The organism is Streptomyces sp. NPDC015346, assembly GCF_043078785.1.
In the GTDB taxonomy this organism is placed as follows: Bacteria; Actinomycetota; Actinomycetes; order Streptomycetales; family Streptomycetaceae; genus Streptomyces.
In genome coordinates this window covers 71,710-89,543 of the sequence record NZ_JBIBTW010000004.1, presented here as the reverse complement: position 1 = coordinate 89,543, position 17,834 = coordinate 71,710, and the positions used below count along the sequence as shown (strand labels likewise).

Here is a 17,834-nt window from a genome sequence, read left to right as displayed (position 1 = left end):
CATGCGGGCGGCGGCGCCGGCGTCGTACCGGGACGACAGGGGTCAGGTCGCCATCGAGTTCCTCGGCATGGTGCCGCTCATCCTGCTCACGCTGGTGCTGCTGTGGCAGTGCGTCCTGGTCGGCTACACGTACACGCTCGCCGGGAACGCTGCGGACGAGGCGGCACGGGCGGGGGCGGTGGGCGACGACTGCCAGGAGGCGGGGATGCGGCACCTGGACGGGGCGTGGGCGGCGGGCGCGCAGGTGTCTTGCCCACCGTCCGGAGACATGGTCCAGGCGAAGGTGCGGCTGCAGGTGCCCGTGCTCTTCCCAGGGGCGATCAGCTTCCCCTTCACGGTGACCGGTGAGGCCGGCGCCGTACAGGAAGAGGGGGCGGGGCCGTGAACGTACGTCGCCGTGACGGAGGCCGGGACCGGGGACAGGTCGCCGTCGAGTACCTCGGGTTCCTGCCCATCCTGCTGCTCGTCGCGCTCGCGGGCATCCAGCTCGGACTCGCCGCGTACGCCGCCCAGCAGGCGGGGACGGGGGCGCGGGCGGCGGCCCGCGCCGCGACCCACGACACGGTCGAGATCGGCCCGGAAGCGGCGGGACGGTCGGCCATGAGCGGCTGGATCGCCGAGCGGAGCGAGGTCTCCGTCTCCGGCGGAGCGGCGGACGAGGCCACCGCCACCGTGGAAGTCACCATCCCGTCGGTCGTCCCCTTCTGGGACTTCGGCTCCGTGACGAAGACCGCGACGCTCCCCATGTCCGAGTCCGAGGAGGACGAATGAGCCTGCGGGCCCGTATCAGCGCCCCCGAGGAGAACGGCGGGGGAGGCAGGGAGGACGGCCATCTCGTCGCCTCCTTCCGCGCCAAGCTCCTGGAGGAGATCGACCTCACCGAGATGTCGGCCCTCGCCGCCGCCGAGCGGCGGGCCCGCCTCGAACGCGTCCTCGGGCACATCATCAGCCGCGAAGGCCCGGTCCTCTCCACCGTCGAACGCGCCCAGCTGATCCGCCGGGTCGTCGACGAGGCGCTCGGCCTCGGCGTCCTGGAACCCCTCCTCGAAGACGCCTCCATCACCGAGATCATGGTCAACGGACCGGACCAGATCTTCATCGAACGCGCCGGCCGCGTCGAACTGCTGCCGCTGCGCTTCGCCTCCCACGACCAGCTGATGCAGACCATCGAGCGGATCGTCTCCACCGTCAACCGGCGGGTCGACGAGTCCAATCCGATGGTCGACGCCCGCCTGCCCTCCGGCGAACGCGTCAACGTGATCATCCCGCCGCTCTCCCTGACCGGCGCGACCCTGACCATCCGCCGCTTCCCCCGCGCCTACACCCTCCAGGAGATGATCGGCCTCGGCTCGCTCGACGAGCAGATGCTGTTCCTGCTCGCCGGCCTCGTCCAGGCCAAGTTCAACGTGATCGTCTCCGGCGCGACCGGCACCGGCAAGACCACGCTCCTCAACGCCCTGTCCGGACTGATCCCCGAGGGCGAACGGGTCATCACCATCGAGGACTCGGCCGAACTCCAGCTCCAGCAGTCCCACGTCATCCGCCTGGAGAGCCGCCCCCCGAACATCGAGGGCCGCGGCCAGGTCACCATCCGCGACCTCGTCCGCAACTCCCTGCGCATGCGCCCCGACCGCATCATCGTCGGCGAGGTTCGGGGCGGCGAGACCCTCGACATGCTCCAGGCGATGTCCACCGGACACGACGGCTCGCTCGCCACCGTCCACGCCAACTCGGCCGAGGACGCGCTGATGCGGCTCCAGACCCTGGCGTCGATGTCCGAGGTGAAGGTCCCCTTCGAGGCGCTCAGGGACCAGATCAACAGCGCCGTCGACGTCCTCGTCCAGCTCACCCGGCACGCCGACGGCACCCGCAGGATCACCGAGATCGCCATCCTCGCGTCCAACGGCCGCGAACGCTTCACCCTCGCCACCGTCTGCCGCTTCCGCGCCCAGCCGCTCGCGGCCGACGGACGGGTGTACGGCGTGTACGAGTACCACCCGCTGCCGCGACGGGTCGCCGACCGGCTCTACATGGCGGGACAGCCGATCCCCCAGGCCTTCGGGGTGGCCGCGACCGACGAGCAGCTCGCCACCCGAGAAGCGAAGTAGGGGGACCCCCACATGAACGACCTCACCTGGCCGGTGGTCGGCGTCGCGCTGTTCGCCTGCGTCCTCGGCGTGGCCGGCGTCCACACGTACGCGAGCGGAGCCGCCCAGCGCGCCGCCCTGGTCGCCCGCCTCACCCAGACCGGCGAACCAGAGGCAACGGGCGGTCGCCGCAGACGCCGCTTCCGAGCCCTGGACCGCCGCCTCCGCCGTACCCGCTTCGGCAGAAAACTGGAGCTACGGATCTCCGCCACCGGCCTCGACCTGACCCCCGGCGAGTTCGTCGCCGCCATGGCCGTGACGGTGGCCGTCCTGTGGATCGCCGGCCAGGCCGCGCTCTCCCCGTTCTTCGGCCCGATCTGCGGCTTCCTCGGCGTGTGGGCGGCCCTCGGATTCCTCAGCTGGCAGCGACAGAAGCGCATCGAGAAGTTCATCAACCAGCTCCCCGAACTCTCCCGCATCCTCGCCAACGCCACCCAGGCCGGACTCGCCCTGCGGATGGCGCTCAGCATGGCCGCCGACGAACTCGAAGCGCCCGCGGGCGACGAACTCGAACGCGTCGCCCAGCAACTCGCCGTCGGCACCTCCATCGACGACGCCCTCGGCGAACTCGCCGAACGCCTCCCCTCCCGCGAACTCGTCGTCCTCGTCACCACCCTCGTCCTCGCCAACAAGGCGGGCGGCACGGTCGTCGCCTCGCTGCGCAACCTCACCGAGACCCTGGAGGAGCGCAAAGAGACCCGGCGGGAGGTCCGTACGCAGCTGTCGCAGGTCAGCATGACGGCGTACGCGGTCCCGGTCATCGGTATCGGGTCCCTCCTGCTCATCGACAACATGCAGCCGGGCGCGCTGGACCGGATGACCGGCTCGGGCCTCGGACAGTTCGCCGTCGTCGCCGCCTTCGCGCTGTACGTGGTCGGCTTCGTCGTCATCCGCCGCTTCTCGAAGATCGACGTCTGAGGAGCTGAAGTCGTCATGGAACTGCTGCTCGCACTCGCCGCCGCCCTCTCCGTCGCCGGCGTCTTCCACGGCATCCGCCTCTACCGCGCGGACGCCAAACTCCCCAGCGACCTCCAGCTCGCCCTGGAGGTCGGCTCCTCACGCACCGGAGCCGTCGACTCCGTCGTGGACCGGCTCGGCATGCGCTACTCGGCCGCCGTGCTGCGCGCCATGGGCCCCAAGCGGGTCAACGCCGTACGCCGCAGGATCGACCTCGCCGGCAACCCCGGCGGCCTGACCATCGACCGGTACGGAGCCCGGCGCGCGGTCTACGGCTTCCTGGGCGGCCTCGGCGGCCTGGTCATGCTCTCGAACGGAGACATCGTCGTCGCGTTGCTTCTCTTCGCCTTCGGCGCCTTCTGGACCGAGGTCGGCATCTGGTCGGCCATCCGCATCCGCAAGGACCAGATCGAACGCACCCTCCCGGACTTCCTCGACGTCCTCGCGGTCGTCGTCAGCGCGGGTCTGAGCTTCCGGCAGGCGCTCGACCGGGTCGCCGACAAGTACGAAGGCCCGTGGGCGGACGAGCTCAGGATCACCCTGCGGCAGATGGACATGGGCGTGAGCAGGAGGCAGGCCTTCGACGAACTGCGCAGGCGCAACGACTCCGAACAGGTGGCCCAGTTCGTCACGGCACTGCAGCAGGGCGAGGAACTCGGCGCCCCGATCGTCGACACCCTGATCCAGATCGCCAACGACATGCGCAGGACCGACGCCCAGAACGCCCGGCGGAAGGCGGCCAAGGCGGTCCCCAAGGCGACGATGGTGATCACGACGCTGATGGTCCCGGCGACGATGATCCTGCTGGGGGCGGGGCTGTTCCTGGGCACGGGGACGAACTTCGGCTCCATCACGGGAGAGTGAGGGCGATGGGGTGGGGCACCTCGGGTGGGGCTGTCGGCGTGGCCGACGGGGTTGTGGGCGCGGCCGGCAGGGCTGACATCACCACGGGTGGACTGAACTCGCCCGGGATCCAGGTCAACGCCCTCCAGGCGATGTGCCGCCAGGTCTTCGGCTTCCGCCTGGCCATGATCGCCCTGGCGAGCCCGGCGGCCCTGCTCGGCGCGGCCGACGGCCTCGCGACCTGGCTCGTCGGCGCGGCGGTGCTGGTCACGTTCATGGGCTCGTACGTCCTGTTCAGGGACTGGGAGCGGTTCGGCCCCCTGCTCCTCAGACACCCGGCGCTGCTGGCCGCCGACACCCTCTTCGGCTCGCTGCTGCTCGTCACGGCGGGCCCCCAGAGCACTCTCGGTTACGTGAGCGTCTGCACGCCGCTGCTCGCGGGCCTGGTCTACAGCTGGCGCGGGGCCGCCTTCTTCGCCTGCCTCCAGTCACTGATCCTGCTCGCCCTCCACGCCTCCGACCCGCACCACCTCGACCCGACCCTCGGCGAGGCGACGCTGCTCCCCGGCCTGTGCGTGATCACGGGCGCGCTCGGCGTGACGATCCGTAACCTGCTCCTCCGCTTCGGCGCCGCCACGCAGGCGCTCACCGACGCCCGCGCCCGCCTCGCCGCCGCCCAGGCGGTGGAGGAGGAACGTGCACGTCTCGCCCGCGACATGCACGACTCGGTGGCCAAGACCCTGCACGGCCTCGCCCTCGCGGCGGACGGCCTGGCGGCGACATCGGATCCGGCGGCCGTACGGGAGCGGGCCGACCTCGTCGCCCGCTCGGCCCGCCGGGCCGCCGCCGAGTCACGCGAACTGCTCGCGGACCTGCGTCGGCAGTCGTACGGAGGCGGCGGTACGAACGTGGACATCGCCTCGGAACTGACGGAGCGAGTCCGGGACTTCGGCCGCCGCTCGGGCATCGAGGCGGCCTACCGGCGCGTCGGGGAGACGGCGGTGCCGCCCGTCCCGTACGCCGTGGCACGGCAACTGCTCACCATCGCCTCCGAGGCGATGGAGAACGCGGGCCGGCACGCCCGCCCCACCCGGATCGACGTCTCGGCCGGCGTCGTCGCGGGCCTGCTCCGCATCAGCGTCCGCGACGACGGTCGGGGCCTGCCCCCGGGAACGACCCTGGACGGCCTGCGCCGGGCGGGCCACTTCGGCCTGGTCGGCATGGTCGAGCGGGCGGCGGGCGTGGGGGCGCGGCTCAGAATCGGAAGGGGCGGGGCGGTGACGGGTACGGAAGTACGCCTGGAACTCCCGGTCGGGAAGGCGCTCGGGAAGGCGGTCGGAGCATGACACTCACGGTGGTCGTCGCCGACGACAACCCGGTCGTACGGGCCGGACTGACGTCCCTCCTGGAGGGCCGCCCCGACATCAGCGTGGTCGCGGAGGCCCCGGACGGCGGCACGGCACTGGAGGCGACGCAACGCACCCGCCCGGACGTGGTCCTCCTCGACGTCCGCATGCCGATCTTCGACGGCCTCACGGCCCTTCCCCACCTGGCCCGCCTGGCCCCGGTGCTGATGCTGACGTACAGCGGCGAGAGCGAAGTGGTGCAGGAGGCGCTGCGGCTGGGGGCGGGCGGTTACCTGGTGCATGGTGAGTTCACGGCGGAGGAACTGGTGACGGCGGTCCACGACGTGAGAGCGGGCCGGGCCCGCTTCACGCCGACGGCGGCGAACGCGTTGGTGGGCGTGGTGCGTGCGACTGCACATGATGGTGGGGTCGTAAGAGCCGGTGAGTGGCAGCAATTTGGTCGAATGACTTCGCAGCTGCAACGAAATGTGGGACAGTTCGGTCTGAGTGGGAGGGAGGCGGAGGTGATGGACCTGATCGCGTCGGGCCTGAACAACCGACAGATCGCAGACACGTGCTTCATCAGCGAGAAGACGGTCAAGAACCACATCAACCGCATCTTCGCGAAACTCCACAGCACGACGAGAAGCGAGGCGATAGCAGCCTGGCTCGGCACCAGGACCCTGACATGACCGCCCATTGGGCCCCCGGACCCTGTTCGCCCCCCGGACGGGAGGCGTACCGTGCCGCGAGAGGGCAGGAACACGAAGGGGGTCAGGATGAGCGACACGCTGCTGAAGGCCGCGACCAAGGCCAAGGTGCACCTGGCGAACTGGACGCGGGAGCGCGAGCAGTCGAAGGACCGGGGGCAGACGGCGGTCGAGTACCTGGGGATCATCGTGGTGGTGGTGGCCATCGTGATCGCGATCACCGGCACGGACATCGGCCAGTCGATCAAGAATGCGATCTCCCAGAAGATCACCGAACTCACCGGAGGCGGCGGCGAGTAGCGCTGTGCGGTAGGCGGGCGGATCGGGGGCAGGCGTTTCCCATCTACATCACCGTCGTGGCAGGACTGCTCTTCCTCGCCTTCGTGTACTTCGCGGTCGGGCAGGCTGCGGCGACGCGAAACGGGGCCCAGACAGCAGCCGACGCGGCCGCGCTCGCAGCGGCACAGGACGCGAGGGATCAGCTGCGCGACGGCTGGCTCGACGTGATCACGGATCCCACGCAGTGGGGCGAGTTCATCAACGGCGAGCGCTACCTCGTGGACAGCGCGTGTCGGCGAGCCGCCTCGTTCGCGGCCAAGAACGACGCGACACTCTCGGGCCGTGGCTGTACACGTGTGCCACTTGGCGAAGAGGGCTTCCATGTGGAAGTCCGGACACTCCAGCCGGTGGGCACGTCTCTCGTCCCCGTCACGGAGCGGCAGCATGCTCGTGCCACCGCCACGGCGGTGATAGAGCCACGCTGCACCTTCGAGGCTCCGGAGCCCACACCAGAGCCGCCGCCGGAGCCGCCGCCGGGCCCAGAGCCCACACCGGATCCCACACCGACCGATCCGGGGCCGATCCTCGGCCTGCGGTGTGCCGGTGAGTCCTGGGAGATCGACCCGGAGCGACCGCGACTGCCCAGTGCCGTAGACCTCTTCACTGTCCGACTTGCCGACTGACATCGCATGACGAGTAAAGGAAGCACGTTTCATGAGCGTTCGGTACGCAGGGAAGGCCCGTAGGGGGGCAGCCGCTGTCCTCCTTGCGGTCGGACTGACGCTCGTCGCGACCGGGTGCGGCGGCGAGGGCGACCAGAAGAACGACCGGCCCGCCTCAAGCCCCACGACCCCCAAGGCCAGCGACAGCAACAAGGAGACGCAGACGCAAGAGCCGGCGGAAGTGCTCGCCTCTCTCAAAGGCCAGAAGGGGTTGGAGCTCTCCATCAACGTGGCGGAGCGTGACGCCGGCGGATTTCTGACGATCAAAGGCAGGCTGACGAACACCGCGGGTTCCGCCACCATCATCCCCGCCCAGACGGCCGGCGACGAGACGGAGGTCGTGAAGCACGGCAACTCTCTGGGGGGTGCGACGCTCGTCGACTCCGTCGGGAAGAAGCGCTACTACGTGCTGCGGGACACCGATGGTCGGCCGCTGACCACCACAGGGATGCCCAGCCTAGGGGCCGGGAAGTCGATCGCCGTGTTCATGCAGTTCCCGGCCCCGCCCGTAAGCACGACTGAGGTCTCGTTCCAGCTGCCCACCTTCGAACCCGGCACCATCAAACTTTCCTGAGGTGCTGCCGCCATGACCACTCCCCCCCGCCTCCTCGTCCTCGCCACCACCACCCTCCTCCTTCTCTCCCTCCCCACCCTCCCCGCCCTCGCCGACGATCCCCCCGGCTCCACCTCCAGCGCCTCCCCACCCCCCGAGATCGACGCGAACTCCCCCGAACTCATGCTTCCCGACGGAGCCACCCTCGCGCCGGCCAAGGTCCTCGACATCAAGCAGGTCGTCGAGGAGCAAGGCGGCGAGCAGCGGCGGGAGGACACCAACGTCGACGTCACCTTCGCCCTGCAGGCCGAGGTCCTCTTCCCCAAGGACAGCGCCAAGCTCAGCAGCGCCGCCACCGCCCGTATCGCCGCCATCGCCGCCGAGATCAACAAGCAGAACTCCAGCAAAGTCCGCGTCTTCGGCTTCACCGACAACCTCGGTACCTACGAACACGGCCTGAAGCTCTCCAAGCAGCGCGCCGACGCCGTCCAACTGGAGCTGGCCAAGAACCTGAACCCCGGCACGAGCTTCGACATCCGCGGGTACAGCGAGGACTACCCCATCGCGGACAACCGCACCGAGGAAGGCCGTACGAAGAACCGCCGCGTCGAGATCTCCTTCCCCCGCACCACAGGCGGCTGACCCCGCACCCCGCCACCCCGCACCCCCGCCACCCCGCCACCCCGCACACCTCACCCCAAGTGCCCCAGCGCCCCCCGGATCGTCGCGATCATCCGCTCCGGCCGCTGGAAGACGTCCCGGGCCGTGAAGCGCAGCACCCGGTGGACGGCCGGGCAGTCCGTCAGCTCGTTGTAGCGGCGGACGTCCCGGTCATGGGCCTGGCGCGTGCCGTGGAAGGCGAAGCCCTCGACCTCGACCGCAAGGCCCGCCGCACGGAAGAGGAAGTCCGGGCGCAGGGCGCGGCCCGAGCGGGTGTGGAGGAGGGGCTGCGACTCCGGGTACAGGTCCGCGTCGTGCATGCGCAGCCGGGCCACCGTCTCGGCGGGCGAGCCCGAGGCGGCGTCGGCCAGGCGCAGCCACGCACGGGCGCGCGTGGCGCCCCGGCGAGGTGCGGCCAGTTCGGCCACCAGGTCCGCGTGGAGGACCAGAGCCTCTCGCCGTACGCCCCGGACGGTGCGGCGGGACAGGGCCGAGTCCGCCACCACGACGGCCTCCTCGCGGGTGCCGCAGTTCCGTATCAGGTCGCCGACAGTCCTGGCGGGCCCGGTCACCCGCAAGCCCCTGCGCATGACGCGGTCCCGATCGGCGAGGAAGGCTGTCGAGTGGACGCGCAGGCCGTCCCCGCGGCGGGAGGACGCGGGGTGCTCGGCCGTGAAGTCGAGGACCTCCAGCTCCCCGCCCCCGCCCCCCTCCCCACCCCACCCCCCGCCCCACCCTCCACCCCGACCCCCGCCCCCGCCCCAGCTCTCACCCCAGCCCTCGCCCATGCGCTCGATGCGGAGGACTGCTGCGGCTGTGGCGTGGCTGCAGATGAGTTCCGGGCGCAGGAGTTGGATCGCTGTCGCTCTGACCTTCCAGTCCACCTCCTTTCCCGGGGCCGCCCATGCGCCCCGGCAGATCGGCTGCCATCCCTCGGCGGGCAGCCGCCTGCGCAAGCGGCCGCGCGGCCAGCCCGCCGCGTACGCCCATCCCGTCAGAAGCACCCCGCCCCGGGCGATCCGCACCAAGTCCTCCATGCCCCAACGATCCACGGGTGCCGGACCGTTCGCACCCCCTGTGGACAACCCGGCGGACCTGCCTGTGGACAACCGCGTCCGGGGCGGCCGTGCCCCGCCGGGCGTGGTGATCGGCACACCATCGCCCCGGACATAATCGAGCACATGTTCCACGACCGGCCCCGTCCCTCACCGGCCCTCGCTCTCGCGCTCGGCGGCTACGCCGCCACCCGCGTCCTCGGTCTGGCGGTGCTCGCCCTCGTCGCCGCACTGACCGGCAAGGACGGGCTGCACCGGCTCTCCGGCCGCTGGGACTCCGTCTGGTACGTACGCGTCGCCGAGCACGGTTACGGCTACCAGGTCACGCTCCCCAACGGCAGCGTCCACTCCGACCTCGCCTTCTTCCCCCTCCTCCCCGCCCTCGAACGGGCCCTCTCCACCCTCCTGCCCGTCGACGCCGCGACGGCCGGGCTGCTCGTCTCCTGGACCGCCTCGCTCGCCGCCGCCTGTGGCATCTACGCATGCGGCGCCCATGTCTCCGGCCGCGCGGCCGGAGTCGCCCTCGCCGTCCTCTGGGGTGCGTACCCCACCGCGTTCGTGCAGTCGATGGCGTACACTGAGACGCTCTTCACCGCCCTCGCCGCCTGGTCGGTCCTGGCCGTGCTGCGCGAGCGCTGGATCCTGGCCGGGGCGCTCTGCGCGTGCGCCGGACTCACCCGGCCGACCGCCGCCGCGCTCATCGCCGCGATCGGGATCACGGCGCTTGTCACGGTCGTCCGCGACCGCCGTCTGCCCGCCCGCATGGCGGCCGGCGTGCTCCTCGCGCCGCTGGGCTGGCTCGCGTACGTCCTCTACGTCGGCGTCCGCCGGGGCAGCGCCACCGCCTACTTCGAGGTCCAGGCCGCCTGGGGCAACTCCATCGACGGCGGGGTCGCGCTCGCCCGCTTCATCTGGGGTCTGCCGCCGCTCGCCGCCCTCGGCCTGTGCGCGGTGCTCGGCCTGCTCGCCTGGCTGGTGGTGCTCTGCGTACGGCAGAAGCAGCCGGTGCCCCTCCTCGTGTACACGATCGCCGTCGTCGTCATCTCCCTCATCGGCGCCGCCTACTTCGGCTCCCGCCCGCGCCTGATGATGCCCGCCTTCGGACTGCTGCTCCCGGCGGCCGTGGCGCTGGTACGCCTCCGAATACGCGACCGCGTCCTGGTCCTGGCCGGACTCGCGCTCGCCTCCGCCGGCTACGGGGCGTTCACGCTGCTCGGCTCGGGACCGCCGTGACCCGTACCCCCGGCCGCAGTCCCCAGCCCGCCATCGCACCGCCCGCCGCCTCCAGCACGTGCCGGCCGCGCGGCCGGATCATGCCGAGCCGGCCGGGCTTCATGGTCACCACGTCGAGGACCGTGAAGTCGCGGTCCAGATAGGCCACATCGATGGTGAAGCGCATGCCGAAGGTGTGCACGCTGTTGGTCGGCGTGATCAGGAGCGCGCCCGTGATCCCGTCCCGGCCGAGCAGACCGCGCCGCCGCGCACGGTAGGAGGCCGCGATCTCCAGCTCGACCGCCCCCTCGGGGACGGCCAGCGTGCCGCTCCCGTCCCGCCATCTCCCCGCACCGCCCGCACTGCCCGCACTGCCCGCACTGCCCCTGCTCCGCATGGGGGAGACCGTAGCGGCAGGGGTGGGTAGGGTGCCGCGCGTGTACGCCACGCTGATCGCCGTCGCCGCCCTGTGGGGCGCCGCCACCGGCCTGCTCGTGCCGCGCGCCGCGTACCGGCTCTCCGTCGAGCCGGGCCGGCGGTGGCGGGACACCTGCCCGGCGGGGCACGCCCTCGCGGGACCCGCCGGCGGCTGGCTCGGCACCCCGGCCTGCCGCGCCTGCGCCACCGAAGCCACACCCCCCTCCGCCCCGCGCCCGATCACCGCCCCTCTCCGCATCACCGCCCCCCGCCGCATCACCGCCCCCCTCCTCACCCCTCTCCTCACCGCCCTCGTCTGCGCCGCCCTCGCCCTGGCCACCGGGCCCCGCCCCGAGCTGGTCGTCTGGCTGCTGTACGCGCCCTTCGGCGTGCTCCTGGCGACCGTCGACATCCGCGTGCACCGGCTGCCCGACCGGCTCACCCTCCCGCTCGCCGCCGCCACCCCGCTGCTCCTGGCCGGCGCCGAACTCCTGCCGTACGACGGCGGATCCTGGCTCCACGCGCTGCTCGGCGGACTCGCCCTCGGCGGCGGCTACTTCGCCCTGTTCCTGATCCACCCGAACGGCATGGGCTTCGGCGACGTGAAGCTCGCCCTCTCCCTCGGCGCCGCTCTCGGCTGGTACGGCTGGGGCGTCCTCTTCGCCGGTACGTTCGCGGGCTTTCTCCTCGGCGCGCTCTACGGGTTCGGCCTGGTCCTCGCCCGGCGCGGAAGCCGCACCTCCGCGATCCCGTTCGGCCCCTTCATGCTCGGCGGCGCCCTGCTCGGCCTGCTCCTCGGCGCGCTCTCCGCCACCCCCTGAGGTTCCCGCCCTAGCATCCCGTCACATGCGGACAATTGCTGACAGAACCATTCAGGTCGTTCCGGCGGTCCTCCGGCTGCCCCGGCGGGCGTCCGCCCTGCTGCCCTGGGCGTGGGCCGCCGCCCTGTGCCTCCTCTACGCGACCGTCGCCGTGCGCCGGCACGTCCTCCTCCGCACCACCGGATACGACCTGGGCATCTTCGAGCAGGCCGTCCGCGCCTACGCCGAACTGGGCGCCCCCGTCGTGCCCTTGCGCGGCCCCGACTTCAACCTTCTCGGCGACCACTTCCACCCCCTCCTCGCCGCCCTCGCACCCCTCTACCGGATCTGGCCCTCCCCCCTCTGCCTGCTGATCGCCCAGTCCGCGCTGCTCGCCCTCGCCGTCGTCCCCCTCGCCCGTTGGGCGCTGCGGGTGCTGGGCCGCCGGGCCGCCCATGTGGTCGCGGCCGGATACGGCCTGAGCTGGGGCATCGCCTCGGCCGCCGCCTTCGACTTCCACGAGGTGGCCCTCGCCGTACCGCTCCTCGCCCACTCCCTCGAAGCGCTCGGCCGCCGGCGCTGGGGCCACGCCGTCGCCTGGGCCGCCCCGCTGCTCCTGATCAAGGAGGACCTGGGGCTCACCCTCGCCGCCGTCGGGGTGTACATCGCGATCAAGGGCCCGCGCCGGCTCGGCATCACCACCGCCGCCGCCGGACTGACCGGCTCGCTGATCGAGATCAAGCTCCTGCTGCCCGCCTTCAACCCCGGCGGCGACTACGCCCACGGCGGCAACCTCTCCGACGGCTACGGCTCGCTGCTCTCCACCCTCGCCCACGCCCCGCTCGACGCCCTGCGCCCCGACATCAAGGCGATGACCCTGGTCCTGGTCTTCGCCCCGTCCGCGCTGCTCGCCCTGCGCTCCCCGCTCTCGCTGATCGCCGTCCCGACCCTCGCCTGGCGGATGCTCTCCGAGAACGGCTTCCACTGGGGCACGGCCTTCCACTACAGCGCCATCCTCATGCCGGTCGTCTTCGCCGGACTGATCGACGCCCTCGCCGTCTGGCGCCGCGCCGGCCACCCGCTCGCCGCCCGCCATGTCCGCGCCTCGCTGGCCACCGTGCTCGCGGTGACCGCGGTGATGATCCCGTCCTTCCCGCTGGCCCAGCTCGCCCAGCGGGCCACCTGGCGGACCACCCCGCACATCGAGGCGGCCCGCGAGCTGCTCGCGAAGATCCCGGACGGCACCACCGTCGCCGCCTCCAACCGGCTGGCCCCGCAGCTCACTTCGCGGTGCACGGTCGTCCTCTTCCCGACCTTCCCGGTCGACAGCGAGCTCTACCGGTACGACCGCACGGCCTTCCCGCCGCCCACCACGGAGTGGATCCTCCACGACGCCCGGGCGCCGGAGGCCTGGCCGTACAAGACCGGCCACTGGCCCTATCCGATCGAGCAGCAGGAGGCCGAGCTGAAGGCGGCGCGCGAGCGGCACGGCTACGCGCTCGTCGCCCACCGCGACGGCCTGACGCTCCTCCACCGACCGGCCCGGCCGACCCGGCCGGCCCGACCGGCCGTCATGGCCCCGGCGCGGGAATAGGCCGGAGGCCGTCCTCCTTGACCGAACAGTCGCGACGAATCGAGGAGTTGGCGATGGCCAAGGGGAAGACGGGGTACGACTGTGGGCTCGACGCGGCCGTCGACGTCGTCGGCGGCAAGTGGAAGCCGCTCATCCTGTGGGCGCTGCACGCCCACGGCACGACCCGCTTCGGGGAGCTCAGGCGGCAGATCACCGGCGTGAGCGAGAAGATGCTGATCCAGCAGCTGCGCGAGCTGGAGGCGGACGGCATCGTGCACCGCGAGGTCTACCGGGAGGTCCCGCCCCGGGTGGAGTACTCCCTGACCGGCCTCGGCCAGGAGCTGAACACGGCGCTGCTGCCGCTGGGGGAGTGGGGCGACCGCTTCATGGCGGAGACCCTCGCCCGCAAGGCCGAACGGGCGGCCTGACCTGGCGGCCCGACCGGACGGCTCGACCGGGCGGGCGGGGCGTCAACCGGGGGCCCGTCACCGAGGGTCCCCCTTGGGAGGTACGAAACCCGCCGCCACGCCGGGGCGCAAACCCGCCACAGGCCCCACGGCCCTTGTCGCAGCAGGGTTCCGGCGGTTTCCGGGCGATCCGCCGACGCAGGGTGGCACCCAACACGACTTACGAAGGGTTATGGTGGAAACCCCCCCTCGGGCCGGTCCGTATCCCCCCCACGGACCGGCCCGTTTTTCGTCTCCGCCTTCGTCTCTCCGGTGCGGCCGCTCGGCATTCGCCCGCCCCCGCCCGCCCTCGGCCGTGCGGGCCTCAGCCCCGGCCGGCCCAGATGTTGGTGCCCTCGGTGTCCACCGCGAAGGTGTCGATCTCCTTCAGCTCCTCCGCCGTCAGCGGCGGACCCGACAGCGCGGCCACGTTCTCCTCCAGCTGCCCGACGCTGGACGCGCCGATCAGCGCGGAGGTCATCCGCTCGTCGCGCAGCACCCACGACAGCGCCAGCTGGGCCAGCGACTGCCCGCGCCGCTCGGCGATGTCCGCGAGGCCGCGCAGTCGCCGCAGCACCTCCTCGGAGAGCAGCTTCGGGTCGAGGGACTTGCCCTGCGTGGCCCGCGACCCCTCCGGGATGCCCTTCAGATACTTGTTGGTGAGCAGTCCCTGGGCCAGCGGCACGAAGGAGATGCAGCCCATGCCGGCCGTCTCCAGCGTGTCGAGGAGGGCGTCGTCCTCGGTCCAGCGGTTGATCATCGAGTACGACGGCTGGTGGATGAGGGCGGGGACGCCCATGTCCTTGAGGATCCCGGCGGCCTCGGCGGTCTGCTCGCTGGTGTAGGACGACACACCGACGTACAGCGCCTTGCCCTGCTGGACGGCGGAGGCCAGGGCCCCCATCGTCTCCTCCAGCGGCGTGTGGGGGTCGAAGCGGTGCGAGTAGAAGATGTCGACGTAGTCGAGACCCATCCGCTTCAAAGAGGCGTCGAGCGACGACATCAGATACTTGCGGGAGCCCCACTCGCCGTACGGGCCGGGATGCATCAGATAGCCGGCCTTCGTCGAGATGATCAGCTCGTCCCGGTACGGCGCGAAGTCCTGGGCGAAGAGCTTGCCGAAGTTCAGCTCGGCCGATCCGGGCGGCGGCCCGTAGTTGTTCGCCAGGTCGAAGTGGGTCACGCCGAGGTCGAAGGCGCGGCGCAGGATCGCGCGCTGCGCGTCGAGCGCGCGGTCGTCGCCGAAGTTGTGCCACAGGCCGAGCGAGACGGCGGGGAGCTTGAGCCCGCTGCGGCCGGTGCGGCGGTACTCCATGTGGTCGTAGCGGTCCGCGGAGGCGCGGTACGGAGAGGCGTCAGTCACGTATCTCTGCTTATCACGGACCTGTGACGGTCCCGGGCTGGGAGGCGTCGGCCGGTGCGCAGTAATGTGGCCGCTTCGGGGATCGCCGCGGCATGGAGGGGTTAAGAACAGTGAACCTGCGCGACCTGGTGTACGGGCTCTACGCACGCCGGGTGGAAGGCCGCCTCGACCACGACCAGGTGCCCAAGCACATCGGTGTGATCCTCGACGGCAACCGGCGCTGGGCCAAGGCCTCCGGAGGCACCCCCGAGCAGGGGCACAAGGCCGGCGCGGACAAGATCCAGGAGCTGCTCGGCTGGTGTGCCGAGACCGACGTCGAGGTCGTCACGCTCTGGATGCTCTCCACCGACAACCTGAACCGGCCCGAGGAGCAGCTCGTGCCGCTGCTCGGCATCATCGAGAACGCCGTGCGCTCCCTGGCGGCCGACGGGCGCTGGCGGGTGCACCACGTGGGCACCCTGGACCTGCTGCCCGCGAGGACGCAGTCCGTCCTGAAGGAGGCCGAGCAGGGCACCCACGACAACACGGGCATACTCGTGAACGTCGCCGTCGGCTACGGCGGCCGTCAGGAGATCGCGGACGCGGTCCGCTCGCTGCTCCTGGAGCACGCGGACAAGGGGACGAGCTTCGAGGAGCTCGCGGAGCTCGTCGACGTCGAACACATCTCCGAGCACCTGTACACGCGTGGCCAGCCCGACCCCGATCTGGTGATCCGTACCAGCGGCGAACAGCGTCTGTCCGGGTTCATGCTGTGGCAGAGCGCCCACTCGGAGTACTACTTCTGCGAGGTCCACTGGCCGGCCTTCCGGAAGGTCGACTTCCTGCGGGCGCTGCGCGACTACGCGGCCCGGCACCGGCGTTACGGCACCTGACCTCCGCGACCCCCGGGACCTCGCGCCCCGCCACGGTGGCGGCCACCTGCCGTTCATGAACGCGTCGTCATATGCCCGCGCATGGTAACGGGTGTTCGAGGGCATATCCCTTCCAGAGTGAGCGGCACGGAGACCGCCACCCGGGAGGCCCGTTGCACCAGGACGACCGTGCAGGACATGTACGGACGAAGCGGAGGGCCGGCGCTCGGCCCGTGTTTCGCGGCCAGAGCCCGGTCCCATCCCGCAGCGACACCGATTCCGTCGCACCCCGACCTCACAGGGGTCTTCAGAGGGGGTCTGTCCTTCCGTGGTGACCAGCATGAAGCGCCGCTTGTCCGACAGGCGCACCTACGTTCTCGACACCAGCGTCCTGCTGGCCGACCCCAACGCCGTGTCCCGCTTCGACGAGCACGAGGTCGTGCTCCCGATCGTCGTGGTCACCGAGTTGGAGGCCAAGCGGCACCACCCCGAGCTCGGCTACTTCGCCCGGGCGGCCCTGCGCCTCCTGGACGACTTCCGGGTCCGGTACGGACGCCTGGACGCCCCGCTCCCCATCGGGGACCTGGGCGGGACGCTGCGTGTCGAACTCAACCATTCCGACCCCGGCGTGCTCCCGGCCGGCTACCGGTTGGGGGACAACGACTCACGGATCCTGGCTGTCGCTCGCAATCTCCAGGCCGAGGGGTACGACGTCACCGTCGTCTCCAAGGACCTGCCGCTGCGTATCAAGGCCTCCTCGGTCGGTCTCCTCGCCGAGGAGTACCGCGCCGAACTGGCCATCACGGACTCCGGCTGGACCGGAATGTCCGAACTGGCCCTCGGCGCGGATCAGGTGGACATCCTCTTCGACCAGGAGTCCCTGTACGTGCCGGAGGTCGCCGAGCTGCCCGTCCACACCGGCCTGGTCCTGCAGTCCGAGCGGGGCAAGGCGCTCGGCCGGATCACGGCGGAGGGGAACGTCCGGCTGGTGCGGGGCGACCGGGAGGCGTTCGGCATCCGCGGCCGCAGCGCCGAGCAGCGGATCGCCCTCGATCTGCTCCTCGACCCGGACGTCGGCATCATCTCGATGGGTGGCCGGGCCGGCACCGGCAAGTCGGCGCTGGCGCTCTGCGCGGGCCTGGAGGCGGTCCTGGAGCGCCGGCAGCACCAGAAGGTGATGGTGTTCCGTCCGCTGTACGCGGTCGGCGGCCAGGAGCTCGGCTATCTGCCGGGCAGCGAGGCCGAGAAGATGAGCCCCTGGGCGCAGGCGGTCTTCGACACGCTGTCGGCCGTGGCGAGCCGGGAGGTCATCGAGGAGGTGCTGGGCCGCGGCATGCTGGAGGTCCTGCCGCTCACCCACATCCGGGGCCGCTCCCTCCACGACGCGTTCGTCATCGTGGACGAGGCCCAGTCCCTGGAGCGGAACGTCCTGCTGACCGTTCTGTCCCGGATCGGCGCGAACTCCCGTGTCGTGCTGACCCATGACGTCGCCCAGCGCGACAACCTCCGGGTCGGCCGGTACGACGGCGTCGTCGCCGTGGTCGAGAAGCTGAAGGGCCATCCGCTCTTCGCCCATGTCACGCTCACCCGCTCCGAGCGCTCCCAGATCGCCGCGCTCGTGACCGAAATGCTGGAGGACGGCCAGATCTGACCCGTTACGGCAGTTGGCGCCGCCCGGCAAAGCGCAGGAGCTTAGCCGGGCGGCGTCGTGCTGTCCGCAGATTCGGCCAAAACCGCTGGGGCGGAAGGGGTGTGAGCTTTCACACGCAACGCGGAATTGCCTTGCGGCGTCGGCGTCCGGCAGAGTCTTGCTTCCGTCAGGCCCCGCATACGGCACACGTGCACCCTCAGGGGTGCGGCACCACACAACTCAACAACCGTTCGCCGTATGCCGCCCACA

20 protein-coding genes are annotated in these 17,834 nt (G+C 71.4%); 17 read left to right on the top strand and 3 right to left on the bottom strand.

The features are described 5' to 3' along the window. The first annotated feature begins 1 nt into the window (after window position 1). The 11 genes from ACF06X_RS15420 (at window position 2) to ACF06X_RS15370 (ending at window position 8,199) form a co-directional block, all read left to right on the top strand. Complete coding sequence (locus ACF06X_RS15420; RefSeq protein ID WP_392287787.1) at window positions 2-385, top strand: TadE/TadG family type IV pilus assembly protein; 384 nt, start codon at window positions 2-4, stop codon at window positions 383-385. Then, the gene (locus ACF06X_RS15415) at window positions 382-771 is read left to right on the top strand and encodes a TadE/TadG family type IV pilus assembly protein (protein ID WP_392287786.1); all 390 of its coding nucleotides are present in this window, start codon (window positions 382-384) and stop codon (window positions 769-771) included. The genes ACF06X_RS15420 and ACF06X_RS15415 overlap by 4 nt, the downstream gene beginning before the upstream one ends. After that, window positions 768-2,108: a CpaF family protein gene (locus ACF06X_RS15410; RefSeq protein WP_392287785.1), complete on the top strand. Its 1,341-nt coding sequence runs from the start codon at window positions 768-770 to the stop codon at window positions 2,106-2,108. Before ACF06X_RS15415 ends, ACF06X_RS15410 begins: the two co-directional genes overlap by 4 nt. 12 nt (window positions 2,109-2,120) lie before the next feature. Next, window positions 2,121-3,065, top strand: coding sequence for a type II secretion system F family protein (locus ACF06X_RS15405; protein ID WP_392287784.1), 945 nt, complete (start codon window positions 2,121-2,123; stop codon window positions 3,063-3,065). Window positions 3,066-3,080: 15 nt separating this feature from the next. Continuing rightward, complete coding sequence (locus tag ACF06X_RS15400; protein WP_392287783.1) at window positions 3,081-3,968, top strand: DUF5936 domain-containing protein; 888 nt, start codon at window positions 3,081-3,083, stop codon at window positions 3,966-3,968. A gap of 5 nt (window positions 3,969-3,973) precedes the next feature. Beyond that, window positions 3,974-5,293, top strand: coding sequence for a sensor histidine kinase (locus tag ACF06X_RS15395; protein ID WP_392287782.1), 1,320 nt, complete (start codon window positions 3,974-3,976; stop codon window positions 5,291-5,293). Further along, window positions 5,290-5,985 carry a response regulator gene (locus tag ACF06X_RS15390; protein WP_392287781.1) on the top strand — a complete coding sequence of 232 codons (696 nt, stop codon included), beginning with the start codon at window positions 5,290-5,292 and terminating at the stop codon, window positions 5,983-5,985. Before ACF06X_RS15395 ends, ACF06X_RS15390 begins: the two co-directional genes overlap by 4 nt. A gap of 87 nt (window positions 5,986-6,072) precedes the next feature. Then, the gene (locus ACF06X_RS15385) at window positions 6,073-6,303 is read left to right on the top strand and encodes a Flp family type IVb pilin (protein ID WP_392287780.1); all 231 of its coding nucleotides are present in this window, start codon (window positions 6,073-6,075) and stop codon (window positions 6,301-6,303) included. A gap of 2 nt (window positions 6,304-6,305) precedes the next feature. After that, window positions 6,306-6,965: a pilus assembly protein TadG-related protein gene (locus ACF06X_RS15380; protein ID WP_392288412.1), complete on the top strand. Its 660-nt coding sequence runs from the start codon at window positions 6,306-6,308 to the stop codon at window positions 6,963-6,965. A 31-nt stretch (window positions 6,966-6,996) separates the two neighbouring features. Next, window positions 6,997-7,578: a hypothetical protein gene (locus tag ACF06X_RS15375; RefSeq protein ID WP_392287779.1), complete on the top strand. Its 582-nt coding sequence runs from the start codon at window positions 6,997-6,999 to the stop codon at window positions 7,576-7,578. A gap of 12 nt (window positions 7,579-7,590) precedes the next feature. Beyond that, entirely contained in the window at window positions 7,591-8,199 is a 609-nt protein-coding gene (locus tag ACF06X_RS15370; RefSeq protein WP_392287778.1) for an OmpA family protein, read from the top strand. Window positions 8,200-8,249: 50 nt separating this feature from the next. On the opposite strand, the gene ACF06X_RS15365 is transcribed toward ACF06X_RS15370, so the two are convergent. Beyond that, window positions 8,250-9,254, bottom strand: a complete 1,005-nt coding sequence (locus tag ACF06X_RS15365; protein WP_392287777.1) for a hypothetical protein — start codon at window positions 9,252-9,254, stop codon at window positions 8,250-8,252. A gap of 144 nt (window positions 9,255-9,398) precedes the next feature. Between ACF06X_RS15365 and ACF06X_RS15360 the strand changes: the two genes are divergently transcribed. Next, a complete protein-coding gene (locus ACF06X_RS15360) occupies window positions 9,399-10,505 on the top strand; it encodes a hypothetical protein (protein ID WP_392287776.1) in 1,107 nt (368 codons plus the stop codon). Here ACF06X_RS15360 and ACF06X_RS15355 read toward each other — a convergent pair. Beyond that, window positions 10,477-10,881: a DUF192 domain-containing protein gene (locus ACF06X_RS15355; protein ID WP_392287775.1), complete on the bottom strand. Its 405-nt coding sequence runs from the start codon at window positions 10,879-10,881 to the stop codon at window positions 10,477-10,479. The genes ACF06X_RS15360 and ACF06X_RS15355 overlap by 29 nt on opposite strands. 40 nt (window positions 10,882-10,921) lie before the next feature. Here ACF06X_RS15355 and ACF06X_RS15350 point away from each other — a divergent pair, with 40 nt between their 5' ends. The 3 genes from ACF06X_RS15350 to ACF06X_RS15340 are packed head-to-tail and all read left to right on the top strand — an operon-like array spanning window position 10,922 to window position 13,702. Continuing rightward, window positions 10,922-11,722, top strand: coding sequence for a prepilin peptidase (locus ACF06X_RS15350; RefSeq protein WP_392287774.1), 801 nt, complete (start codon window positions 10,922-10,924; stop codon window positions 11,720-11,722). Window positions 11,723-11,747: 25 nt separating this feature from the next. After that, window positions 11,748-13,295: a DUF2079 domain-containing protein gene (locus tag ACF06X_RS15345; protein ID WP_392287773.1), complete on the top strand. Its 1,548-nt coding sequence runs from the start codon at window positions 11,748-11,750 to the stop codon at window positions 13,293-13,295. Between the two features lie 53 nt (window positions 13,296-13,348). Then, entirely contained in the window at window positions 13,349-13,702 is a 354-nt protein-coding gene (locus ACF06X_RS15340; protein WP_392287772.1) for a winged helix-turn-helix transcriptional regulator, read from the top strand. 343 nt (window positions 13,703-14,045) lie between these two features. Here ACF06X_RS15340 and mgrA read toward each other — a convergent pair whose 3' ends face one another. Continuing rightward, on the bottom strand, window positions 14,046-15,083 hold the full coding sequence (gene mgrA, locus ACF06X_RS15335) for an L-glyceraldehyde 3-phosphate reductase (protein WP_392287771.1): 1,038 nt from the start codon (window positions 15,081-15,083) through the stop codon (window positions 14,046-14,048). Window positions 15,084-15,193: 110 nt separating this feature from the next. Between mgrA and ACF06X_RS15330 the strand changes: the two genes are divergently transcribed. Beyond that, window positions 15,194-15,955, top strand: coding sequence for an isoprenyl transferase (locus ACF06X_RS15330; protein WP_392287770.1), 762 nt, complete (start codon window positions 15,194-15,196; stop codon window positions 15,953-15,955). A 307-nt stretch (window positions 15,956-16,262) separates the two neighbouring features. Next, window positions 16,263-17,585 carry a PhoH family protein gene (locus tag ACF06X_RS15325; protein WP_392287769.1) on the top strand — a complete coding sequence of 441 codons (1,323 nt, stop codon included), beginning with the start codon at window positions 16,263-16,265 and terminating at the stop codon, window positions 17,583-17,585. Window positions 17,586-17,834: the final 249 nt, after the last annotated feature.